Raw genomic sequence first — 20652 nt, forward strand, 5'->3', positions numbered from 1 at the left:
ATTCTAGTCAATCGACCGGCGTGCCCGCACAGTACGGGACGTCATGCCTATTGCTCTCCTCGCCCTCACCGCCGGTGCCTTCGGGATCGGCACCACCGAGTTCGTCATCATGGGTCTGCTGCTGCAGGTCTCGACGGATCTGCACGTCTCCATCGCGGCGGCCGGCCTGCTGATTTCGGGCTACGCGCTCGGCGTCGCGGTCGGTGCGCCACTGCTTACCATCGCGACCCGCAGGATTCCGCGCAAGACGGTGCTGCTCGCGCTGATGGCCATCTTCACGCTCGGCAACATCGCCTGCGCGCTCGCCGCCAACTACGAGATGCTGATGGCGGCGCGCGTCATCACCTCGCTCGCTCACGGCACCTTCTTCGGGGTCGGCTCGGTCGTCGCCACGGGACTCGTGCCGCCGGAGCGCCGGGCCTCGGCCATCTCGATCATGTTCACCGGCCTGACCGCCGCCACGCTGCTCGGCGTGCCGGCCGGCGCCTGGCTGGGCCTGCACTACGGCTGGCGCGCGACCTTCTGGGCCGTGGCGCTGGTCGGCGTCGTGGCATTCGCCGTTCTCGCCGTCTTCGTGCCGCGCGGCAAGGCCGACGACCGGCCCTCGCCGCTGCGCGATGAACTCGCCGTTCTGGGCCGGCCGCAGGTGTTGCTGGGGCTTGCCATGACGGTGCTCGGCTTTGCCGGACTGTTCGTCGTGTTCACCTACATCCAGCCGCTGCTCACCGAAGTGACTGGCGTGTCCCAAGCGGCCGTGTCGCCGATCCTCCTGATCTTCGGTGGTGGCCTGGCGGTCGGCAACCTGCTGGGCGGCAGGCTTGCCGATCGTTCGCTCATGCCGGCATTGCTGGGCACCCTCACGGCACTGGCGGTCGTACTCGGTGCGATGCAGTGGGTGATCCACACGCCGGTGACAGCGGTCGTCTTCGTCGTTCTGCTGGGCATCGCGTCCTTCGCGACGGTCGCGCCGTTGCAGTTGCGGGTGCTGGAGAAGGCCTCCGGCGCTGGCCAGAACCTGGCGTCCAGCCTCAACATTGCCGCATTCAATCTAGGCAACGCACTCGGTGCGTGGGTTGGCGGCGTGGTGATCGAACGCGGACCCGGCCTCGCCGCCCTGGGTTGGGTGGCTGCGCTGCTCACGCTGGTCGGCCTCGCCCTCGCACTGTGGAGCCGCGCCCTCGACCGGCGCGACACCCTGCCCGACTGCGCCACGGCCAGCGCCTGAAAGCCCGGCGATGACGAGACCTTTCGCTTGCCGGGTCCTATGACAGCAGCTGCACCTTCCAGCGTCCCGCGGCGATGGGCTCGACCAGGAAGAACGGCAGGTCGGCACTCCAGATCTTCTCCCGCACGGGCGAGCTGTACGCGCACACCGTCACGCCGTGCTCGTCGAGCACCGCCCAGGACTGCTGTTCGCCGTCGGCCTTCGAGCTCGAACCCCGGATGCCCTGGAAGCTGGCATTGCTGCCCACGTGAAAACTCCCGGTGTTCCATCGAATCGGCGGATGTGCGGGAAACGGGTGCGCGCCATGGAAGTCAAAGAACGCGTCATGGTTCAGCACGCTCTGGCGCAGGGTCGGCCACACCGCTTCGCGCAGGAAGATCTGGTCGGCGAAGCGGGTGACGTCGCCCTGCCGTGACAGCCAGCCTTGCATCAAGGGCTTCAACGGAGGAAGCACGCCTCGGCAACCGCCCCATAGTCCGGCGAGGATCAGTTCAGTGTGGGTGAAATAGTCGCGCATGTGGTGGAACCAGAACGGGCTTGCGATCCACTCCTGCACGGCCATTTGCTCCCGCTCCGAAAGCAATGCATCGGCGTCGCGGATCAGGAAGCGGGTCACTCCGGGGTCGTCGACCGCCAGGAAGCGCCACATCAAGGGATGGACGCCATCCTGCGCCTGCCCCGTCATGTCCACGACCTGCGCGCCCGCTTCACGCAAACGCCATTGAACAGCCGCTGGCACCGAGTCATCGAGATAGACCCGGCAGCGCCATTGCGGGAACAGGTCGGCGGCGACCTCCACGTTCTTCACCGCTGGCTCGCAGTAGCGCGGGCTGCCGCCGAACAGCGTGTAGGCAATGATGTTTCGCTCCGGATGATTCGCCTCGAAAGCGGGCGGAGCAGACGCAGGAATGGAAACGGCCTGCCCTTGCCCCAGGCGCGCATCGGCCTGTTCGAGTGACTCCTTGCCGTAGCGCCGCACGTCGTCCGGCCGCTCCAGCCAGCCGCAGACCTCCGCCAGGCCGTCCAGCCACGTGCTGCCCGCCTGCACCCGCCCTCCGTTCGCCTTGTAGACACGGAGGTACACCTCATGGGCTTTCTCATGACGCTTCTGCCGCATCAGGCTGAGTGCGTAGTCGGCCAGGACGCCCATGTTGCCCGGCTGGATCTTCAGGGCGGCTTCGGCTGCCTGGCTCGCGCTTGCGTAGTCCGAACGCTTCATCGCTTCGGTGAAACGCTGGGCATGCGCCTGGAACTGGCGCGCCAGTTGCGCCGCCGGGCCCCGTGCTGCGGGGGGACGAACGCTCTTCTTGGTGCTCATGACGCGGACTTTCGCCGATCGGAAGGATCGGGTCAAAAACGATCCATGTTAGCGATCGCCCGCGTGCTTGCGATCGCCAAACGGCTATGCCATGCGCGCGCAGACCGTTCGCATCGACTTACGGAAAAGTCTTCGCGTCGGCCACCCGTCAGAGTTCGACCAGGCTTTCGAAACCGCCCCAGAACATGCGCTTGCCGTCGAAGGGCATGCTCTTCATGTCCATCATCTCGGCGAGTCGGGGATCGCTCATGACCTTGGCGTTGACCTCGTCGCGGTGGGCCCGCGAGTTGAAGACGATGTAGGCGAACACGACGGTCTCGTCGTCCTTCAGGTTCACGCTTTGCGGAAAGGAGGTGACTTCGCCGGGCTTCACGTCATCAGCAACGCATTCACGGTACTCGAGGGCGCCGTGCTCGCGCCAGACCTTTCCCGCCTTGGTGGCGATCTCGCGGTACTTCTCGATATTGTTCTTTGGAACGGGAACAACGAATCCATCGACGTAGGCCATGCAAGGGTCTCCTTGAAGCGTGGGTTGACGATACAGAACCGAGAAGTTCAGTATAAGCAGGCCCTCCTTCCGGGCCTACTCAAACCCCTGATGGCCGATGCGGGATTACGAGCGCAGTTGCGCGCGCAGGTTTGCGCCGATCTCCGGCCGCTCCAGGAAAGGATCGGCGGGGTTCGTGATCGACACGATGTTCTCCATGCGGCTCTTCACGTTGCCCAGAGCCTTGGGATGGCTGAACACGTAGAACTGGTTTGCGCTGATCGCGTCGAAGACCTTCTGCGCCACTTCGGCGGCCGTCACCTTGCCGCTGCTCACGGCCTTGTTGCTCATGGCCTGGCCGATCATCTGGCTCTTGGTCAATTCACCGCTGGGCAGCGAGCCCGGGCGGTTGCGCTCGCTTTGCGTGATGCCCGTGGGCACGAAGTACGGGCACAGCAGGCTGGCGCCGACCTGGTCGGTGACCAGCTTCAGGTCTTGATAGAGGGTCTCGGTCAGGCTGACGACGGCCGCCTTGGCCGTGTTGTAGATGCCCATGTTCGGAGGCGTCAGCAGTCCGGCCATGCTGGCGGTGTTGACGATGTGGCCCCGGTAGGACGGATCCTTGGCGGCTGCCTCCAGCATCATCGGGGTGAACAGGCGCACGCCGTGGACCACCCCCCACAGATCGACGCCGAGCACCCATTCCCAGTCGGCAACGGTGTTCTCCCACACAAGCCCGCCCGCGCCCACGCCGGCATTGTTGAACACGAAATGCGGCGCACCGAAACGCTGCTGCACGTCCTTGGCCAGCGCTTCCATCTGCGCGGCGTTGGCCACGTCCACCTTGCGCGCGAGCACCTGCGCGCCTGCGGCTTCCATCTCTGCCTGTGCCTTGTCGAGCGCGTCCTGCTGCACGTCGACGAGTACGAGGTTCATGCCCCGTGCCGCGCCGATGCGCGCGCATTCGAGGCCGAAGCCGGAGCCTGCACCGGTGAGAACGGCCGTCGTGCCCTTGAAATCCTGAATCATTTGCGCGTGTCCTTTCGTCTCTGTTCTGCGGAGACGCTATTGAATGACGGAATCGCGAAAGACGCAGTCGCGAAGGTGCCCGCGCCGGGTCGTCGATGCGTCAGCTTTCGACGGACCGCAGCACGTATCCGATGCGCGGGAAGTGCACGTGCACGGTGCCGATGCGCTCGCCGGTCCGGCGCAACGTGTAGTGCGTCCGCGTGGCGGCGACCAGTTCACCCTCCGTCGGCTCGGGGCCGAAGCTGTCGGCCGCGATCGTGACGCGGGAGCCGAGCGGGATGCCGTGCTCATCCTGGAAGGTGCTGTCGGACAGCAGCGTGTGCGGCGTCGAGGCGGCCGCCACCTCGATCGCCTTTGCCGCGTCGAAAGTCTCCATGGTGCCGTGCCCGATGCCGGCCATGCGGTCCAGCCAGTCCACCACGGCCGGCGTGAGCTGCAGGATGCCGGCCATCGACGGCGTGCGCTTGCGGGTGAACCAAAGCGGGTGATAGCACGCGAAATCGGCCATCGTGGGGAATGCGCCGAGCAGGCAGTCGGTGTCGTCCAGCATGTCCGACAAGCGCCGCAGGTAGGACTTGTAGGCCGCCGCGGCATCCCCGGGCCGCAGCCGGACCATGTTGCTGCTCATGGCCTTGCGGTCGTCGCCGAAGGCCTTGGCCAGTTCGGGCGGTGCATTGCCGAAGAGATCGGCCGCTCCCTTGCCGCTGAAGCTGTAGGCCATCGAGGCCCAGAACAGCGAGCTGTCAGCCCATTGGGCGACCAGGCGCGAGAGGCCCTTGCCCGGCTCCGGATAGATCGAAGGCGTGGGCGCCAGATGCTCGAGCACATCGCAGATCAGCGCGGTGTCGCAATAGATGTCCGCACCGATCTGCAGCACGGGCGTCTTGCGATAGCCGCCCGTGAGCGTGACGAGGTCGGGCTTGGGCATGATCTGCGGAATGATCACCGACTTCCAGGCCAGCTTTTTGTAGCCGAGGATCAGCCGGATCTTTTCGGAGAACGGCGAGGTCGCGTAGTGGTGGAGGATCAGGTCTGCCATGGAGGTCCTTCGCGGTGCGTGATCAATGAGGCTGCGCGCGAGCGATGATCGCATCGAAATCGACACCCGCGCCCAGTGTGCCGAACGCGTGGCCCCAGTCACCACCTAGGCGCGATGCGCAGAAGGCCCCGACGACCGCGCCGGGCGCGGTCTGCGCGAGCAATGCGCCTTGTACCGCCAGCGCCACGTCCTGCGCGAGGCGGCGGGCTTCGGCTTCCGTGGCCATCGCCTCGATGCGAGCCGGCAGTGCGTCGGCCAGCCGGTCGAGCGCGGGGTCGACACCGCGCGCCGGCGTGAGTTCATGTGCCAGCGCAGCGATGGCGTCGCCCTTGCGCAGGCCGCGCAGCAGGTCGAGCGCCATGATGTTGCCGGCACCTTCCCAGATCGAGTTGAGCGGCATTTCGCGATAGACGCGAGCCATCACGCCTTCGCCGCCCTCTTCCACGTAGCCGTTGCCACCGAGGCATTCCATCGCCTCCTGCGCAAAATGGCTGCCGCGCTTGTAGATCCAGAACTTGGCGACCGGCGTGAGCAGGCGTGCCATGAGGCGCTCGTGTTCGTCGGCCTGGTGGTCGAAAGCCCGCGCGAGGCGAAGTGCGAGCGCGGTCGCGGCTTCGCATTCGAGCGCGAGGTCGCCCAGCACGTTCTTCATCAGTGGCTGCTCGATCAGTGGCTTGCCGAAAGCCTGCCGTTGGGCGGTGTGGTTCAACGCAAGGCTCAATGCCTGACGCATCAGGCCGCTGGTGCCGAGTGCGCAATCGAGCCGCGTCATCGTGCCCATCTCGAGGATCTGCGGAATGCCGCGGCCCTCTTCGCCGACCAGCCATGCGCTCGCGCCGCGGAACTCGACCTCGGAACTGGCGTTGGCCTTGTTGCCGAGCTTGTCCTTCAGGCGTTGGATATGGATCGCGTTGCGGCTGCCGTCCGACAGCACGCGCGGCAGGAAGAAGCACGACAACCCTGCCGGTGCCTGCGCCAGCACCAGGAAGGCGTCGCACATCGGCGCGGAGAAGAACCACTTGTGGCCGGTGATTTCGTAGCGCTCACCCCAGGCGTCACTACCGGTGCGAACCGCCCGCGTGGTATTGGCCCGCACGTCCGAGCCGCCCTGCTTCTCGGTCATGCCCATGCCCATGGTCACGCCGGGTTTCTCGTGCCACGGTCTGAGGACCGGGTCGTACCAGAGGCTCGCCAGCTTCGGCGCCCAGTCGGCATGAATGGCCGTATTGCCGCGCAACGCAGGCGTCACGGCATAGCTCATCGAGATCGGGCAGAGGACCGATGGCTCCAACTCCGTGAAAAGCATGAAGCCCGCGGCCCTTTGGACATGGGGAGATGAGCAAGCTCCCTCCCCGCCGGGTTGGGCCCAAGGCGCACCATGCAAGCCCGCCCCGACAGCCGCCGTCATCAGCGCGTGGTAACTGGGATGGAACTCCACCTCATCGATGCGCCGGCCGAACCGGTCGTGCGTATGCAGCACGGGCGAATGGATGTTCGCCAGCCGCGCATGGGTCTGCATCTCCACCGTGCCGATCACGGCGCCCAGATGGTCGAGCGGCGCCAGTTGCAATTGCGGTGCATTGAACTTCAACGCATCCCGCAACGGCCGGTTGGTCCCGAAGAGGTTGTAGCCGCTCAGCGGAGCCGGCTGGTTGAAGACCTCGTGAGTCGCATCCATGGCCGTCTCCGAATGGCTGGCTCAGATCAGCTTGACCAGTTGCTTGCCGAAGTTCCTGCCCTTCAACAGACCGAGGAAGGCCTCGGGCGCCGAGTCGATGCCCTGCGCCACCGACTCCCGCGGCCGCAGCTTGCCGCTCGCCACCAGCCCGCCCAGTTCGGCCAGGGCCTCGGGCCATACTTCCATGTGCTCGCTGACGATGAAGCCTTCGAGCTTGAGGCGGTTGATCAGGAACAGCGCGGGATTCGCCAGCGGCAGCGGCTGCCCGTCGTAACCCGCGATCATCCCGCACATCGCGATGCGCGCAAAGGCGTTGGTACGCAGCAGCACCGCGTCGAAGATGTAGCCACCGACATTCTCGAAGTAGCCGTCGATGCCGTTCGGGCAGGCTTCCTTGAGCGCCGCGCTCATGCTCTTGACGTCCGGATGCTGGCGGTAGTCGATGCAGGCGTCGAAGCCCAGTTCATCGGTGACGTACTTGCATTTGTCCGGGCCGCCGGCAATGCCCACGACCCTGCAGCCGCGCGCCTTGGCCAGCGCGCCGAATGCGCTGCCGACCGCGCCGCTCGCAGCCGTGATGACGACCGTCTCACCGGCCTTCGGGTTGATGATCTTCACGAGGCCGTACCAGGCGGTCACGCCGGGCATGCCGACCGCGCCGAGGTAGTGCGACAGCGGCACATGCGTGGTGTCGACCTTCTTCAACGCGCCGGGCTGCGATGCATCGACCACGCTGTACTCCTGCCAGCCGCCGAAGCCGACGACCTTGTCGCCGACGGCGTACTTGGGGTGCTTGCTCTCGACCACTTCGCCCGCCGTGCCACCCTGCATCACCTGGCCGAGGGGCTGAGGCTGCGCGTAGCTCTTGGCGTCGTTCATGCGGCCGCGCATGTAGGGGTCCAGGCTCATGAAGTGATGGCGAACGAGAACCTGGTTGTCCTTGAGGGCCGGCGTCTCCGTGGTCACGAGCTTGAAGTTGCTGGCGACGGCTTCGCCTTCGGGACGGTTGTCGAGGATCTGTTGTCTGTTGGTCGGCATGGTGCTCTCGGTATGAATGCAGTTAATCGGTTGACGGAGGGCGCATTTCGTTGGCGCTGGCCGGGCCGGTGGGCAGGCGGCGCTTCACGTACTTGAAAGTGCCTGTCGCATGCGCGCAGACGCGCTCCTGCGCGTCGTAGATCTTCGCCTCGGTGAACGCGAGCGTCGCAGTGCGGTGAAGCAGCTTGCCGCGCGCGACCAACGGGCCGATGGAAGGCGCCATGAAGGTCGTCTTCATCTCGATGGTGACAACGCCGGTCTCGGGCGTATCGCTGCGCGCAGCCGCGGCCATGGCGATGTCGAGCATCGTCATGCAGGCGCCGCCGTGCGTCACGTCGAAGGTATTGAGGTGCTCGGGCTTCGCGGTATATCGCAGCTCGGATTCACCACCTTCGAACTTCGCGATCTCGAAACCCAGGTGGCGCGCGAAGGGAATGCGGTCCACGTAGGACCTCAGGTTGATGTTGTCGGGCGTGGTCATGCGCCGAGCACCACGCTCACGCCGCCGTCGATGGCGAGCCACTGGCCGGTGATGTGCTTGCCCGCGTCGCTCGCGTACAGCAGCGTGACGCCCTTCAGGTCCTCGTCGTCGCCGAGACGGCCCAGCGGGGCGTGCGAGGCCATCTTCTCCTCGCCGATCGACTTGATCAGGCCGGCGGCCATCTTGGTCATGAAGAAGCCAGGGCAGATGGCGTTGACATTGATGTTGTACTTGCCCCATTCGGCGGCGAGCGTGTGCGTAAAGCCGATGACCGCGCTCTTGGACGTGTTGTAGGCCAGCGTCTGCATCTCGGGCGGGTTGCCGTTGAGCCCGGCGATGGACGCGATGTTGATGATGCGCCCCGCCTTCTTCGGAATCATGTATGCGCGGGCGATCTGCTGCGCGAGGATGAAATAGCCGCGCACATTGAGGTTCATGACCTTGTCCCATGCCTCGACCGGATGGTCTTCGGCCGGCGCGCCCCAGCTTGCGCCGGCGTTGTTCACGAGGATGTCGACGGCGCCCAGACGCTCGAGCGTCTCGGTGGCCAGCCGGCGCGTGTCCTCTTCCTTCGAGCAGTCGGCCGCGATCCAGCGTGCGTCGATGCCGGCGTCCTGCAATTCGGCGACGGCCTGTTCCAGGTCGTCGGCCTTGCGCGAACTCAACATGACCTTCGCGCCGGCTTCGCCGAGCGCATGCGCCATCTGCAACCCGAGGCCGCGCGAGCCGCCGGTGACGAGCGCGACCTTGCCGGTCAGGTCGAAAAGTTTCTGGATACTGCGTGCAGTCATGGTGTCTCCGGGATCAGTGGGTTTCATAGTCGAGGACGCTGCGCGACTCGCGCAGGCCCCCGAGGACTGCAGACACCTCGACATGGGTCGGATGCTCCAGGTAGGCCTGCAATGCCGCCTTGTCGTCGAAGGACGAGACGAGCACGACGTCGCAATTGGCTTCGAGGCCGTCCGTACGCACAGCCGCCTCGAACTCGCGCATGCCAGGCACGAGGCCCTTGCAGCTGTCGAGCTTGGCCTTGAACTGCGCGGCGTCGCCGGCTCTCTTCAGTTTCCACATCACGATGTGTTTGATCATGGCGATTCCTTCAGTCCTTGTAGCGCGATCGAACATAGATCAGCACGACGCCGACCGTGGTGAACACCGCCCCGGGCACGGCCAGGAACCAACCGAGGGCCTCCTCCGTACGACCCGTCGCGATGCCGATGATGATCATGAACAGCCCGCCGTAGATCAGGATCCAGGTCCATTTCTCCAGCGTGGCGTGCGGCTTGGCCTCGGCCATCAGAAAGCCTCCTCGGGCAGTGCCGTGCAAGTCGGATCGCGCTGCTCGACCACGTTGAGCCAGGCGCCGATCTTCGGCAGTTCATAGTTGAAAAAGTAATCGGTCGCGCCGATGCGCCCTGCCGTGGCCGGCAGCGCCCTCGCCGCATCGCGCTCCAGCGCATGCTGGGCGACATCGAGCCAGATCCAGGCCAGCACCACATGACCGAAGGCCTGCATGTAGGGCACGGCATTGGCCAGCGCCTCGTGCGGATTGCCGGTGGACCACGCGGCCTTCGTTGCGGAGCCGATGCGTTCCAGGGCTGCACCCAGCGCTTTCGCGTGTCCTGCCAGCGCAGGCACCGCCGCGGCGCGCTTCATCGTGTCGTTGATGCGGCCAGCCAGCAAGTGCAGGCCCCTGCCGTCTTCCATGAGAACCTTGCGGCCCAGAAGGTCGGCGGCCTGGATGCCGTGCGTGCCCTCGTGGATCATGTTCAGGCGGTTGTCTCGCCAGTACTGTTCTACCGGAAAGTCGCGCGTGTAGCCGTAGCCGCCGTGGACCTGGATCGCGAGCGAGTTCGCTTCGAGGCACCATTCGCTCGGCCAGCTCTTCGCGATCGGCGTGAGCACTTCGAGCAGCAGGCGCGCATCGTCGGCCGCTTGCGCGTCACCCGTCTTCTGTTCGTCGACCAGCCGCGCGCAGTAGAGCTCGAGCGCCAGCGCGCCTTCGCAGTACGCCTTCTGCGCGAGCAGCATGCGGCGCACGTCCGCGTGCTCGATGATGCGCACCTGCGGCTTGGCCGAGTCCTTGCCCGCGGGACCGGCCGGCCGGCCTTGCGGGCGATTCTTCGCGTAGTCGAGCGAAGCGTGGTAGCCCGCCATGCCGAGCATCGTGGCTGCAGTGCCGACGCCGATGCGTGCCTCGTTCATCATGTGGAACATGCAGTGCAGGCCCTTGCCGGGCTGGCCGACCAGGTAGCCCACGGCACCGGCCTTGCCGTTCACCGGGAACTTGCCTTCGCCGAAATTGAGCAGTGTGTTGGTCGTGCCACGCCAGCCAAGCTTGTGGTTGAGGCCGGCGAGCGCCACGTCGTTGCGCTCGCCGGTCAGGTGTCCTTCGGTGTCGACCATCCTCTTCGGCACGATGAAGAGCGAGATGCCACGCGTGCCGGGAATCAGCTTGCCGTTCTCGTCGGGAATCTTCGCGAGCACGATGTGCACGATGTTCTCGGTCAGCTCATGGTCGCCGGACGAGATCCACATCTTGTTGCCGGTGAGGCGGTAGCGCGGGCCGAGCGGGTCGTCCTGGAAACCCTCGCCGTCGGGCACGGCGCGTGTCGCGACGTCGCTGAGGCTGGAGCCGGCCTGCGGCTCCGACAGGCACATGGTGCCGGCCCAGCGGCCCGCGAATTCGTTCTTCGCAAACACCTCTTTCTGCATCTCGGTGCCGTGCACCATGAGCAGGTTGGCGTTGCCGCTGGTGAGCATGTTCGATCCGATGCTGACCGAGGCCATGGCGAAGAAGCTGTTGGCGGCCGCGGACAAGGTGTAGGGCAACTGCATGCCGCCGATGTCGTAGTCCTGTGCGGCGCTCAGCATGCCGGACTCGACGAAGGCCTTGTGCGCATCGTGCGTGGCGCGCGGCAGGATGACCTTTTCGCCATCGAAGTGCGGCTCCTGCGTGTCGACGGTGCGATTGAACGGCGCGTACTTCTCGCGCGCAATGCGCTCGCAGGTGTCGAGCACCGCGTCAAAGGTCTCGCGCGAATGGTCGGCGAAGCGCTCGCGCTCGTTGAGCGACTCGGCATGGAGCCAGTCGTAGAGAAGGAAATCGAGGGTGGGACGAAGGCTCATGGATCTGTTCGCTGCGCGATCTGTGGGATCTATGGATTGGATGGCAACCGTGCAATGGTGCCCTGCGCGATGGCGCAGAGCTTTTCCTCAGCGCCGGTGACCGCGAAGATCTCGCAGGCACAAACGGCCTGCGACTTGCCGACGTGCACGGCCTTGGCACGCGCAATCAGGCGCTCGCCGATGGCCGGCCGGACGTAGTTGATCTTGAACTCGGCTGTCACCACCGGCACCTGCATCGCGGTGCCGCCGGCGAAGGTCAGTGCATTGTCGGCCAGGTAGCTGACCACGCCGCCGTGGACAAAGCCGTCCTGCTGCTTGACCTTGTCGGTGACGGGCAACTGCAGGTCGATGATGCCCGGCGACAGCGCGTGCATTTCAGCGCCGATCAGGACGCTAAAAGGCTGCGACGCCAGAACCTGCCGGCCCATGGCGAGAAACTTTTCGGGCGAGGCCTGCGCTGGAGACGCCATGGCCTTTTCCTGGTTCGTGCGCTGCAGCGTCAGAGGACTTCGAAGACGCCTGCTGCGCCCATGCCGCCGCCGATGCACATCGTGACGACGACCTTCTTCGCGCCGCGGCGCTTGCCTTCGATCAGCGCGTGGCCCGTGAGGCGCTGGCCGCTCACGCCGTAGGGGTGGCCCACCGCGATCGCGCCGCCGTCGACATTCAGCAGTTCGGCCGGGATGCCCAGCTTGTCGCGGCAGTAGATGACCTGCACAGCGAAAGCCTCGTTCAGTTCCCAGAGGTCGATATCGCTCACCTTGAGGCCGAGGCGCTTCAGCACCTTCGGGATCGCGAAGACCGGGCCGATGCCCATTTCGTCAGGCTCGCAGCCCGCGACTGCGAAGCCGAGGAAACGGCCCAGGGGCTTCAGGCCCTTCTGCTCGGCGTACTTTTCATCGACGAGCACGCAGGCGCCGCCGCCATCGGAGAACTGGCTGGCATTGCCGGCCGAGATGAGCCCGCCGGGCAGCGCCGGGCGGATGCCGCTGATGCCTTCCTTGGTGGTGCCGGCACGAATGCCTTCGTCGTTCTCGAGCGTGACTTCCTTGGTGCGCAGACCCATCACCGGATCGGCCACGCCCGCCAGCACCGTGATCGGAGCGATCTCGTCCTTGAAGCGGCCGGCTTCCAGTGCGGCAGTGGCCTTCTGCTGGCTGGCTGCGCCGTATTCGTCCATCGCGTCGCGGCCGATGTTGTAGCGCTTGGCAACCTGCTCGGCGGTCTGCAGCATGTTCCAGTAGATCTCGGGCTTGTGCTTCACGAGCCAGGGGTCGGCCAGCATGTGCTTATTGGCTTCGTTTTGCACGCAGGAGATGCTCTCGACACCGCCGGCCACATAGACCTCGCCTTCGCCCGCGATGATGCGCTGCGCCGCGGTTGCGATGGTCTGCAGGCCCGACGAGCAGAAGCGGTTGATGGTCATGCCCGACGTCGTGATCGGCAATCCGGCGCGCAGTGCGATCTGGCGTGCGATGTTGGAACCGGTCGCGCCCTCAGGCGTGGCGCAGCCCATGATGACGTCGTCCACCGACGCGGGATCGATGCCGGCGCGCTGGACTGCGTGCTGCACCGCATGGCCGCCGAGCGTGGCGCCGTGCGTCATGTTGAAGGCACCCTTCCAGCTCTTGGCGAGCGGCGTGCGGGCGGTGGAAACGATGACGGCGCTGGTCATGGTGTGGTCCTTTGAAGAAGAGGAATGACGGTTACTGGGGCTGTGCGGTGTTGCGCAGCAACTGGTGATAGAACGAGATCATCTCGGCGTAATTCGAGATCGCGACGCGCTCGTTGGTACCGTGGAAGCGCGGAAGATCCTCGCTCTTCACGCGAAACGGAGAGAAGCGGTAGATCGAATCGCTCACGATGCTGAAGTGGCGCGAGTCGGTCGCGGCTGTCATCAGGCCGGGCGCAACGACCGCGTCCGGGAACACCTGCCGCACCGCCTGTTCGATCGAGCGATAGCCGCGGACGTCAGTCGGCGACACCGGTGACGGCTCGGAATTGCCGGGGTAGCGCTTGACCTGGATTGCATCGTTGCCGAGAGCGCGTTTGAGATGGGCTTCCACGCTGTCGATGGTGTCGCCCGGCAGGATGCGGAAATTCACGGCGGCTTCGATGCGCCCCGGCAGCACGTTGTCCTTGTTGCCGGCGCGCACGATCGTGAGCGCGGTGGTCGTGCGCAGCATTGCGTTGCTGCTCGGGCTCTTGGACAACTGGCTCTCGACCAGCGGCCCGGTGAGCCACAGGTTGGAGAGCATCACGCGGTTCACGCCGCTCATCTCCGGAGCGAGCGCGCCGAACATCTGGCCCGCCACACCCTTGATGCCGCCGGGCATCGGGGTCGCCTCGAGCCGTGCCAACGCCGTGCTCATGCTGCCGATGGCGCTGTGCGCGGGCGGCATCGAAGAATGGCCCGGCGATGTGTCGAGCGAGAGGAAGAAGGTGCCATAGCCCTTCTCCGCCAGGCCGATCAGCGCCGCCGGCTTCGAAAGGCCGGGCAGCACGCCATCGAGCACCAGCAGACCTTCGTCGAGCACCCAGTCCAGGCGCACGCCGCGTGACTTGAGCAGTTCGGCAATGGGCAATGCGCCGCGCAGGCCGCTCACCTCCTCGTCGTCGCCCATCACGAGGTAGACCGTCTGGGTGGGCTGGAAGCCGCTGCCGATCAGCATCTCGATGGCTTCCAGTTGCGCCATCAGGTTGCTCTTGTTGTCGAGCGTTCCTCGGCCCCAGACGAAGCCGTCCTTGATCTCTCCAGCGAAAGGATCGACCGACCAGGCTTTTTCGGTGCCGGACGCGATGGGCACCATGTCCTGGTGCGCCATCAGGGCGATGGGCTTGGCCTTGGGGTCGGAGCCGGTCCACGTGTAGAGCAGCGCCTTCTGTCCGACCACTTCCTTCTTCAGGGTGGCGTGGACCTTGGGAAACTGCTGCGCCAGATAGGCATGCAGCTTGTCGAACTCCGCGTTGTTCGCGGCCGGGTCCTCGAGGCTCGACACCGTACGGAACCGGATCGCCTCGGACAGCCGCTTCGCAGCGGCCTCCGCGTCGATCGGCAATGCAGGCGCAGGTGCCACGGCAAGTTGCCGCGACGGCGTGCGCCAGGTGTTGACCGCCACCGCCGCCGCCAGTGCCGCGAGCACCAGCAGCAACGCAAGGGAAACGCGTTTCAGCATAGAGCGGTCTCGCCTCCGGTCAGCTGAACGACTTGCCTTCGGCCACCAGCTTCTGGATCAGCGGCGCCGGCTGCCAGAAGCTCGCGTCGTCTCGCGGGTTCTTGGCAAAGCGCTTCATCGATTCGGCCACGTTGTACAGGCCCACCTGGCTCGCGTAGTGCATCGGACCGCCGCGCCAGATCGGGAAGCCGTAGCCCGTGAGGTACACCATGTCGATGTCGCCGGACTTGGAGGCGATGCCGTCGTCGAGAATGCGCGCGCCTTCGTTGACCAGGGCATACACCAGACGCTGCACGATCTCTTCGTCGGAGATCTTGCGCGGCGTGATGCCCAGTTCCTTGCGGTGATCCTCGATCATCTTGTTGACGAGATCGGACGGGATCGCATCGCGCTTGCCGGCCTGGTAGTCGTACCACCCTGCCCCGGTCTTCTGGCCGAAGCGGCCCAGCTCGCAGAGCTTGTCGGCGGTGCGGCTGTACTTCATGTCGGCGATCTCGGTGGCGCGGCGCTTGCGGATGGCCCAGCCGATGTCGTTGCCAGCGAGGTCGCCCATGCGGAACGGCCCCATCGCGAAGCCGAACTTCTCGATGGCCTTGTCGACCTGTTGCGGCGTCGCGCCTTCGTCCAGCAGGAAGCCGGCCTGGCGCGAGTACTGCTCGATCATGCGGTTGCCGATGAACCCGTCGCACACGCCGGAGACGACTGCGGTCTTCTTGATCTTCTTGGCGGTGGACATGACGGTGGCGAGCACATCCTTGGCCGTTTCCTTGCCACGCACCACTTCGAGCAGCTTCATCACGTTGGCCGGGCTGAAGAAGTGCATGCCGACCACGTCCTGCGGACGCTGGGTGAAAGCTGCGATCTTGTCGACGTCGAGCGTGGAGGTGTTGGAGGCCAGGATGGCGCCGGGCTTGGCCACGCGGTCGAGTTCCTTGAAGACCTTCTCCTTGACGCCGAGTTCTTCGAACACGGCTTCGATGATGAGGTCGGCATCCTTCAGGTCGTTGTAGTCGAGCGTGGTGCTCAGCAGCGCCATGCGTTGCTCGTACTTGTCCTGCTTGAGCTTGCCCTTCTTGACCTGGGCTTCGTAGTTCTTCTTGATCGTGGCGATGCCGCGGTCGAGCGCATCCTGCTTCATCTCGAGGATCTTCACGGGGATACCCGCGTTCAGGAAGTTCATCGAGATGCCGCCGCCCATGGTGCCGGCGCCGATCACGCCGATGGACTTGATCGCGCGCTGGGGCGTGTCGTCCGCCACATCGGGAATGCGCGAAGCCGCACGTTCGGCCATGAACAGGTGGCGCAACGCCAGCGATTCGGGCGTGAACATCAGCGCGGTGAAGAGACGGCGCTCTTCGGCCATGCCGTCGTCGAACTTCATCTTGGTCGCGGCTTGCACGGCATCGACGCACTTGAGGGGCGCCGGATAGTTCTTCGACATGCCGCCGACCATGTTCTTGGCGAACTGGAAGTAGGCGTCACCCTGCGGGTGCTTGCACGGCAGGTTGCGCACCAGCGGCAATTCGGCGCCCGTCTTGCCGGCCACCGACTTCGCGAATTCGATGGCTTCGTCGAACACGGATTCCGGCGATGCCGCCAGCTTGTCGAACAGCTTCTGGCCAGGCAGCGAAGCGAGCATCTCGCTCTTGACGGCTTCGCCGCTGACGATCATGTTGAGCGCGGTCTCGACGCCCAGCACGCGCGGAAGGCGCTGCGTGCCACCGGCGCCGGGCAGCAGGCCCAGCTTGACTTCGGGCAGCGCGACGCTGGTTCCGGGTGCGGCCACGCGGTAGTGGCAGCCCAGGGCCAGTTCGAGGCCACCGCCCATGCAGACGGAGTGGATCGCGGCGACGATGGGCTTGGGCGATGCTTCGAGCGCCAGGATCACGCTCAGCAGATTGGGTTCCTGCAGCGCCTTGGGCGTGCCGAACTCCTTGATGTCGGCGCCGCCGGAGAAAGCCTTGCCTGCGCCGGTGATGACGATCGACTTGACGGCCGGGTCGTCGATGGCCTTCGAGAGCCCGTCGGTGATGCCGATACGCGTCGAGAAACCGAGGCCATTGACCGGGGGATTGGTCATCGTGATCACGGCGACATCGCCGAGCACTTTGTATTCAGCCGTCATGCTGCGTTCCTTTGGGATGGGAGAGGATCGAAAAAAGGGTTCGAGAGCGCGGCGCACTCACTCGGCGCCGGCGCCCTCGCACTTAAAAAGCACGAGTGTTCTTTTTTTGTGAAATTCTAGGCGTTTCCTGTGACCAGGCAACGGCCCCAAGTCGCTGTCGAGACAAAGACAGGAAACGGTTCGAGGTCGTCAGACCTCCAGCCATTCCTTGCGGGTCGAGGCGTCTGCCCTGAGGCTGTCCGGCGTGCCGTCGAACACGATGCTGCCATGGCCCATCACCAGCGCGCGATCGGAGATCTGCATGGCAATGGTCAGCTTCTGTTCGATCAGCAGCACCGAGATGCCCTTGTCCTTGAGCGTGCGAAGGTATTGCCCCACCAGCTCCACGATCTTGGGGGCCAAGCCTTCGGTCGGCTCGTCGATGATGATCAGGTCGGGATCACCCATCAGCGTGCGGCACAAGGTCAGCATCTGCTGCTCGCCGCCGGAGAGCACGCCGGCCTCGGTGTGCTGGCGCTCCTTCAGGCGCGGAAACATCCCGTACATGTCGTCGAAGGACCAACGGCTGCCCTTGCCGCTGCCCTTCTGGCCCAAGAGCAGGTTCTGGTGCACCGTGAGTTTCGGGAAGATGTCGCGGTTCTCGGGCACGTAGCCGATGCCGAGGTGCGCGATCTCATAGGCCTTGCGGCGCAGGATGTCCTGTTCCTTCCAGCGCAGCGTGCCTTCGGCGTGCACCAGGCCCATGATGGCCTTGGCCGTCGTCGACCGGCCCGAGCCGTTGCGACCCAGCAATGCGACGATTTCGCCGGGGCCGACGTCAAACGAAACACCATGCAACACATGGCTCTTGCCGTAATAGGCGTGGATGTCTTGGAGCTTCAGCATGTCAATGTCCAGCACCTTGCGCGTCGGCCACCGCCGAACCGAGATAGGCTTCCTGCACGCGCGGGTTGGCGCGCACGGCGGCGGGGGTGTCGAAGGCGATGACTTCGCCATAGACAACTACCGCAATCTTGTCGGCAAGGCCGAACACCACGCCCATGTCATGCTCCACCGTCAGCAGCGTCTTGCCGACGGTGACCTGCTTGATCAGCGCGATGAAGTGCGCCGTCTCGGACTTGCTCATGCCGGCCGTTGGCTCGTCGAGCAGGATCACATTGGCGCCGCCGGCGATGGTGACGCCGATTTCCAGCGCGCGCTGCTCGGCATAGGTAAGGTTCACCGCGTGGACGTCGCGCTTCTTGTCGAGGCCGACCTGATGGATCAGCTCCTCGGTACGCTCGTTGGCGTCGTCGAGGTTCGACAGGAAGCGCAAGAAGGTGTAGCGGTAGCCAAGACTCCACAGCACGCCGCAGCGCAGGTTCTCGAAGACGCTGAGCTTCGGAAAGATGTTCGTGATCTGGAAGCTGCGCGACAGGCCCATCCGGTTGATCTCGAACGGCTTCTTGCCGTCGATACGCTGCCCGTTGAGGAGCACCTCGCCGCTGGTGGGTGCCAGCCGCCCGCTGATCAGGTTGAACAAGGTCGACTTGCCAGCCCCGTTGGGCCCGATGATGCCGACGCGCTCGCCGGCTTCGACCGCCAGGTCGACCCCGCGGATGATCTCGGTCTTGCCGAAATTCTTGCGAAGTCCCTTGAGTTCAAGTGCATGGGTCATGCCAGCTCCCTCCGCTTGATCTCGGCTTCGATCTCTTCCTGCGCCTGACCCCAGACGCGCACGAAGCGCCGTCTCACGACCTCCAGCACGGCAAGGCCGATGGCCAGGATGAGCACCGCGCCGGCCCAGCTGGCGAAGCCGGACGTATCGAGCGGCACGCCGAAGAAGTTGAGTTGGGGGCCCAGGGCCGAATTGAGCTGGATGTGATAGATCATTTCGATGAGGGCGGCCGCGCCGACCACCACCGGGATGGCCGCCAGCAGCAGGCCGATATAGAGCTTCCAGAGCCGGTTGAACTTGCCGAACTTCGCGACGCGCAGGTTCATCATGATCAGGCTCGCAATACCGCCGGGCGCGAACATCACCATGAAGACGAACACCAGCCCGAAATAGAGCTGCCAGGCCTTGGAGAGCTCCGACAGCAGCACCGATGCGAACACCAGCAGCACCGCGCCGATGATCGGGCCGAAGAAGAACACCGCGCCACCCAGGAAGGTGAAGAGCAGGTAGCCCCCCGAGCGGATGGCGTTCAGGCTGTCGGCCGCGTTGACGATCTCGAAGTTGATCGCCGCCAGCCCGCCGCCCACGCCGGCGAAGAAGCCGGCGATGATGAAGGCGAAGTAGCGCACGCGCTGCGTGTTGTAGCCGATGAACTCCACACGCTCCGGGTTGTCGCGCACCGCATTCAGGATGCGGCCGAGCGGCGTGCCCGTGAAGGCATACATCAAGGCAGTGCACACGAAGCAGTAGACGGCGATCAGGTAGTAGACCTGGATCTGCGGCCCGAAGGTGATGCCGAAGAAGGGCCTGCCGTACACCCGGTCGGTCGTCACGCCGCCCTCCCCGCCGAAGAAGCCGGGGAACATCAGCGCCATCGAGGCCACGAGTTCGCCGATGCCCAGGGTGATCATGGCAAAGGTGGTGCCCGACTTCTTGGTCGTGACGAAGCCGAAGAGGATGGCGAAGAACATGCCCGCCAGCCCGCCGATCACCGGGATCAGCACCAGCGGGATCGGCAAGCCGCCCTTGCCCGCAAGGTTCATCGCATGAATCGCGATGAACGACCCGAGCCCGGTATAGACCGCATGCCCGAAGCTCAGCATGCCGCCCTGGCCGAGCAGGATGTTGTAGCTCAGGCAGATGATGATGAGATAGCCCATCTGCGAGAGCATCGTCAGCGCCAGGCTGGTCTTGAAGACCATCGGGGCCACGATCAGCGCGATCGCGAACAGCGACCAGATGAAATAGCGCCCGATGTTCCAGGGCTTGAAGCGGTAGTACTGCGTGGTCATGGGTCAGTCTTCCCGCGTGCCGAGCAAGCCCTTCGGCCTGAAGATCAGGATGAGAACGAGGAACAGGTAGGGAAGGATCGGCGCCACCTGCGAGATCGTGAGATTGAGCAAGGGATAGCCGAAGGTGCTCTCGGTCACCGCGACACCGATGGCTCGCAGGCCGGTGGCCATGGATTGATCCATCGCGACGGCGAAGGTCTGGATGATCCCGATCAACAGCGACGCCAGGAAGGCACCCGCGAGCGAGCCCATGCCGCCCACGACGACGACCACGAAGATGATCGACCCCACGGAAGCGGCCATGGCCGGCTCCGTGACGTAGGTGTTGCCGCCAACCACGCCCGCAAGACCTGCCAGCGCGGCGCCGCCGCCGAACACCAGCATGAAGACGCGCGGCACGTTGTGGCCCAGCGCCTCGACCATCTCGGGATGCTTGAGCGCAGCCTGGATCACGAGCCCGATGCGCGTGCGGGTCAGCAACAGCCAGACGGACAGCAGCATCAGCAGCGCGACGAGCATGATGAACGAGCGCGACTTGGGAAACTGCGTGCCGTACAGCGTAAAGAGCGGCCCCTGCAGTTGGGTCGGCAGACCGTAGGGCACCGTTGAGCGGCCCCACACCAGTTGCACGACCTCGAGGATCAGGTAGGAAAGACCGAAGGTCACCAGCAGTTCAGGCACGTGCCCGAACTTGTGCACCCGTCGCAGGCTGTAGCGCTCGAAGGCCGCACCCAGTGCGCCCACCAGCAACGGCGCGATGAACAGGGCCGGCCAGAAGCCGATGATGCCGGAGAGCGTGTAGGCCACGTAGGCCCCGAGCATGTAGAAGCTGGTGTGCGCGAAGTTGAGCACACCCATCATGCTGAAGATCAGCGTCAGGCCAGAGCTCAGCATGAACAACAGCAAGCCGTAGCTGACGCCGTTGAGCAGCGAGATGACGAAGAATTCGACGTTCATCGGTCCTTGGGATCACGTAAG

At 65.0% G+C, this 20652-nt stretch carries 20 protein-coding genes; 1 reads left to right on the plus strand and 19 read right to left on the minus strand.

All coding sequences use genetic code 11. The annotated features are described in order from the left end of the window. Nucleotides 1-43 precede the first annotated feature (43 nt). Nucleotides 44-1225, plus strand: a complete 1182-nt coding sequence (locus tag QTH90_RS03985; protein ID WP_286663220.1) for an MFS transporter — start codon at nt 44-46, stop codon at nt 1223-1225. Between the two features lie 37 nt (nt 1226-1262). Here QTH90_RS03985 and QTH90_RS03990 read toward each other — a convergent pair whose 3' ends face one another. The 19 genes from QTH90_RS03990 to QTH90_RS04080 all read right to left on the minus strand — a co-directional run bounded on the left by QTH90_RS03990 (nt 1263) and on the right by QTH90_RS04080 (nt 20631). Beyond that, entirely contained in the window at nt 1263-2543 is a 1281-nt protein-coding gene (locus QTH90_RS03990) for a tetratricopeptide repeat protein (RefSeq protein ID WP_286663221.1), read from the minus strand. A gap of 148 nt (nt 2544-2691) precedes the next feature. Then, entirely contained in the window at nt 2692-3051 is a 360-nt protein-coding gene (locus QTH90_RS03995) for a DUF1428 domain-containing protein (RefSeq protein ID WP_286663222.1), read from the minus strand. A 105-nt stretch (nt 3052-3156) separates the two neighbouring features. Further along, nucleotides 3157-4059 (minus strand): SDR family oxidoreductase, encoded by a 903-nt coding sequence (locus tag QTH90_RS04000; RefSeq protein WP_286663223.1) that lies wholly within the window; start codon nt 4057-4059, stop codon nt 3157-3159. Between the two features lie 100 nt (nt 4060-4159). After that, nucleotides 4160-5098: a glutathione S-transferase family protein gene (locus QTH90_RS04005; RefSeq protein WP_286663224.1), complete on the minus strand. Its 939-nt coding sequence runs from the start codon at nt 5096-5098 to the stop codon at nt 4160-4162. Between the two features lie 22 nt (nt 5099-5120). Continuing rightward, on the minus strand, nt 5121-6776 hold the full coding sequence (locus QTH90_RS04010) for an isovaleryl-CoA dehydrogenase (protein ID WP_286663225.1): 1656 nt from the start codon (nt 6774-6776) through the stop codon (nt 5121-5123). Nucleotides 6777-6797: 21 nt separating this feature from the next. Then, complete coding sequence (locus QTH90_RS04015) at nt 6798-7814, minus strand: NADP-dependent oxidoreductase (protein WP_286663226.1); 1017 nt, start codon at nt 7812-7814, stop codon at nt 6798-6800. 22 nt (nt 7815-7836) lie between these two features. Further along, nucleotides 7837-8295, minus strand: coding sequence for a PaaI family thioesterase (locus tag QTH90_RS04020; protein ID WP_286663227.1), 459 nt, complete (start codon nt 8293-8295; stop codon nt 7837-7839). Beyond that, nucleotides 8292-9086: an SDR family oxidoreductase gene (locus QTH90_RS04025; protein WP_286663228.1), complete on the minus strand. Its 795-nt coding sequence runs from the start codon at nt 9084-9086 to the stop codon at nt 8292-8294. The genes QTH90_RS04020 and QTH90_RS04025 overlap by 4 nt, the downstream gene beginning before the upstream one ends. A 13-nt stretch (nt 9087-9099) precedes the next feature. Next, a complete protein-coding gene (locus tag QTH90_RS04030) occupies nt 9100-9384 on the minus strand; it encodes a Dabb family protein (protein WP_286663229.1) in 285 nt (94 codons plus the stop codon). Between the two features lie 10 nt (nt 9385-9394). Beyond that, nucleotides 9395-9592 (minus strand): hypothetical protein, encoded by a 198-nt coding sequence (locus QTH90_RS04035; protein WP_286663230.1) that lies wholly within the window; start codon nt 9590-9592, stop codon nt 9395-9397. Beyond that, entirely contained in the window at nt 9592-11424 is a 1833-nt protein-coding gene (locus QTH90_RS04040) for an acyl-CoA dehydrogenase (RefSeq protein WP_286663231.1), read from the minus strand. Before QTH90_RS04040 ends, QTH90_RS04035 begins: the two co-directional genes overlap by 1 nt. A gap of 29 nt (nt 11425-11453) precedes the next feature. Further along, a complete protein-coding gene (locus tag QTH90_RS04045; protein ID WP_286663232.1) occupies nt 11454-11894 on the minus strand; it encodes a PaaI family thioesterase in 441 nt (146 codons plus the stop codon). 29 nt (nt 11895-11923) lie between these two features. After that, nucleotides 11924-13099, minus strand: a complete 1176-nt coding sequence (locus QTH90_RS04050) for an acetyl-CoA C-acyltransferase (RefSeq protein WP_286663233.1) — start codon at nt 13097-13099, stop codon at nt 11924-11926. Nucleotides 13100-13130: 31 nt separating this feature from the next. After that, on the minus strand, nt 13131-14600 hold the full coding sequence (locus QTH90_RS04055) for a M20 family peptidase (RefSeq protein WP_286663234.1): 1470 nt from the start codon (nt 14598-14600) through the stop codon (nt 13131-13133). 19 nt (nt 14601-14619) lie between these two features. Next, the gene (locus tag QTH90_RS04060; RefSeq protein ID WP_286663235.1) at nt 14620-16725 is read right to left on the minus strand and encodes a 3-hydroxyacyl-CoA dehydrogenase NAD-binding domain-containing protein; all 2106 of its coding nucleotides are present in this window, start codon (nt 16723-16725) and stop codon (nt 14620-14622) included. Nucleotides 16726-16914: 189 nt separating this feature from the next. Beyond that, nucleotides 16915-17610: an ABC transporter ATP-binding protein gene (locus QTH90_RS04065; RefSeq protein ID WP_286663236.1), complete on the minus strand. Its 696-nt coding sequence runs from the start codon at nt 17608-17610 to the stop codon at nt 16915-16917. A gap of 1 nt (nt 17611) precedes the next feature. Then, nucleotides 17612-18382 (minus strand): ABC transporter ATP-binding protein, encoded by a 771-nt coding sequence (locus QTH90_RS04070; RefSeq protein WP_286663237.1) that lies wholly within the window; start codon nt 18380-18382, stop codon nt 17612-17614. Beyond that, nucleotides 18379-19674 (minus strand): branched-chain amino acid ABC transporter permease, encoded by a 1296-nt coding sequence (locus QTH90_RS04075; protein WP_286663238.1) that lies wholly within the window; start codon nt 19672-19674, stop codon nt 18379-18381. The genes QTH90_RS04070 and QTH90_RS04075 overlap by 4 nt, the downstream gene beginning before the upstream one ends. Before the next feature lie 3 nt (nt 19675-19677). Then, nucleotides 19678-20631, minus strand: coding sequence for a branched-chain amino acid ABC transporter permease (locus QTH90_RS04080; protein WP_286663239.1), 954 nt, complete (start codon nt 20629-20631; stop codon nt 19678-19680). Nucleotides 20632-20652 lie beyond the last annotated feature (21 nt).

The sequence above is a fragment of the Variovorax flavidus genome (assembly GCF_030317145.1).
In the GTDB taxonomy this organism is placed as follows: domain Bacteria; phylum Pseudomonadota; class Gammaproteobacteria; order Burkholderiales; family Burkholderiaceae_C; genus Variovorax; species Variovorax flavidus.

Excerpts from the sequence above, each read along its gene's own strand:
- QTH90_RS03985 (WP_286663220.1), top strand. The coding sequence starts at position 44 with ATGCCTATTGCTCTCCTCGCCCTCACCGCCGGTGCCTTCGGGATCGGC.
- QTH90_RS03990 (WP_286663221.1), bottom strand. The coding sequence starts at position 2,543 with ATGAGCACCAAGAAGAGCGTTCGTCCCCCCGCAGCACGGGGCCCGGCG.
- QTH90_RS03995 (WP_286663222.1), bottom strand. The coding sequence starts at position 3,051 with ATGGCCTACGTCGATGGATTCGTTGTTCCCGTTCCAAAGAACAATATC.
- QTH90_RS04000 (WP_286663223.1), bottom strand. The coding sequence starts at position 4,059 with ATGATTCAGGATTTCAAGGGCACGACGGCCGTTCTCACCGGTGCAGGC.
- QTH90_RS04005 (WP_286663224.1), bottom strand. The coding sequence starts at position 5,098 with ATGGCAGACCTGATCCTCCACCACTACGCGACCTCGCCGTTCTCCGAA.
- QTH90_RS04010 (WP_286663225.1), bottom strand. The coding sequence starts at position 6,776 with ATGGATGCGACTCACGAGGTCTTCAACCAGCCGGCTCCGCTGAGCGGC.
- QTH90_RS04015 (WP_286663226.1), bottom strand. The coding sequence starts at position 7,814 with ATGCCGACCAACAGACAACAGATCCTCGACAACCGTCCCGAAGGCGAA.
- QTH90_RS04020 (WP_286663227.1), bottom strand. The coding sequence starts at position 8,295 with ATGACCACGCCCGACAACATCAACCTGAGGTCCTACGTGGACCGCATT.
- QTH90_RS04025 (WP_286663228.1), bottom strand. The coding sequence starts at position 9,086 with ATGACTGCACGCAGTATCCAGAAACTTTTCGACCTGACCGGCAAGGTC.
- QTH90_RS04030 (WP_286663229.1), bottom strand. The coding sequence starts at position 9,384 with ATGATCAAACACATCGTGATGTGGAAACTGAAGAGAGCCGGCGACGCC.
- QTH90_RS04035 (WP_286663230.1), bottom strand. The coding sequence starts at position 9,592 with ATGGCCGAGGCCAAGCCGCACGCCACGCTGGAGAAATGGACCTGGATC.
- QTH90_RS04040 (WP_286663231.1), bottom strand. The coding sequence starts at position 11,424 with ATGAGCCTTCGTCCCACCCTCGATTTCCTTCTCTACGACTGGCTCCAT.
- QTH90_RS04045 (WP_286663232.1), bottom strand. The coding sequence starts at position 11,894 with ATGGCGTCTCCAGCGCAGGCCTCGCCCGAAAAGTTTCTCGCCATGGGC.
- QTH90_RS04050 (WP_286663233.1), bottom strand. The coding sequence starts at position 13,099 with ATGACCAGCGCCGTCATCGTTTCCACCGCCCGCACGCCGCTCGCCAAG.
- QTH90_RS04055 (WP_286663234.1), bottom strand. The coding sequence starts at position 14,600 with ATGCTGAAACGCGTTTCCCTTGCGTTGCTGCTGGTGCTCGCGGCACTG.
- QTH90_RS04060 (WP_286663235.1), bottom strand. The coding sequence starts at position 16,725 with ATGACGGCTGAATACAAAGTGCTCGGCGATGTCGCCGTGATCACGATG.
- QTH90_RS04065 (WP_286663236.1), bottom strand. The coding sequence starts at position 17,610 with ATGCTGAAGCTCCAAGACATCCACGCCTATTACGGCAAGAGCCATGTG.
- QTH90_RS04070 (WP_286663237.1), bottom strand. The coding sequence starts at position 18,382 with ATGACCCATGCACTTGAACTCAAGGGACTTCGCAAGAATTTCGGCAAG.
- QTH90_RS04075 (WP_286663238.1), bottom strand. The coding sequence starts at position 19,674 with ATGACCACGCAGTACTACCGCTTCAAGCCCTGGAACATCGGGCGCTAT.
- QTH90_RS04080 (WP_286663239.1), bottom strand. The coding sequence starts at position 20,631 with ATGAACGTCGAATTCTTCGTCATCTCGCTGCTCAACGGCGTCAGCTAC.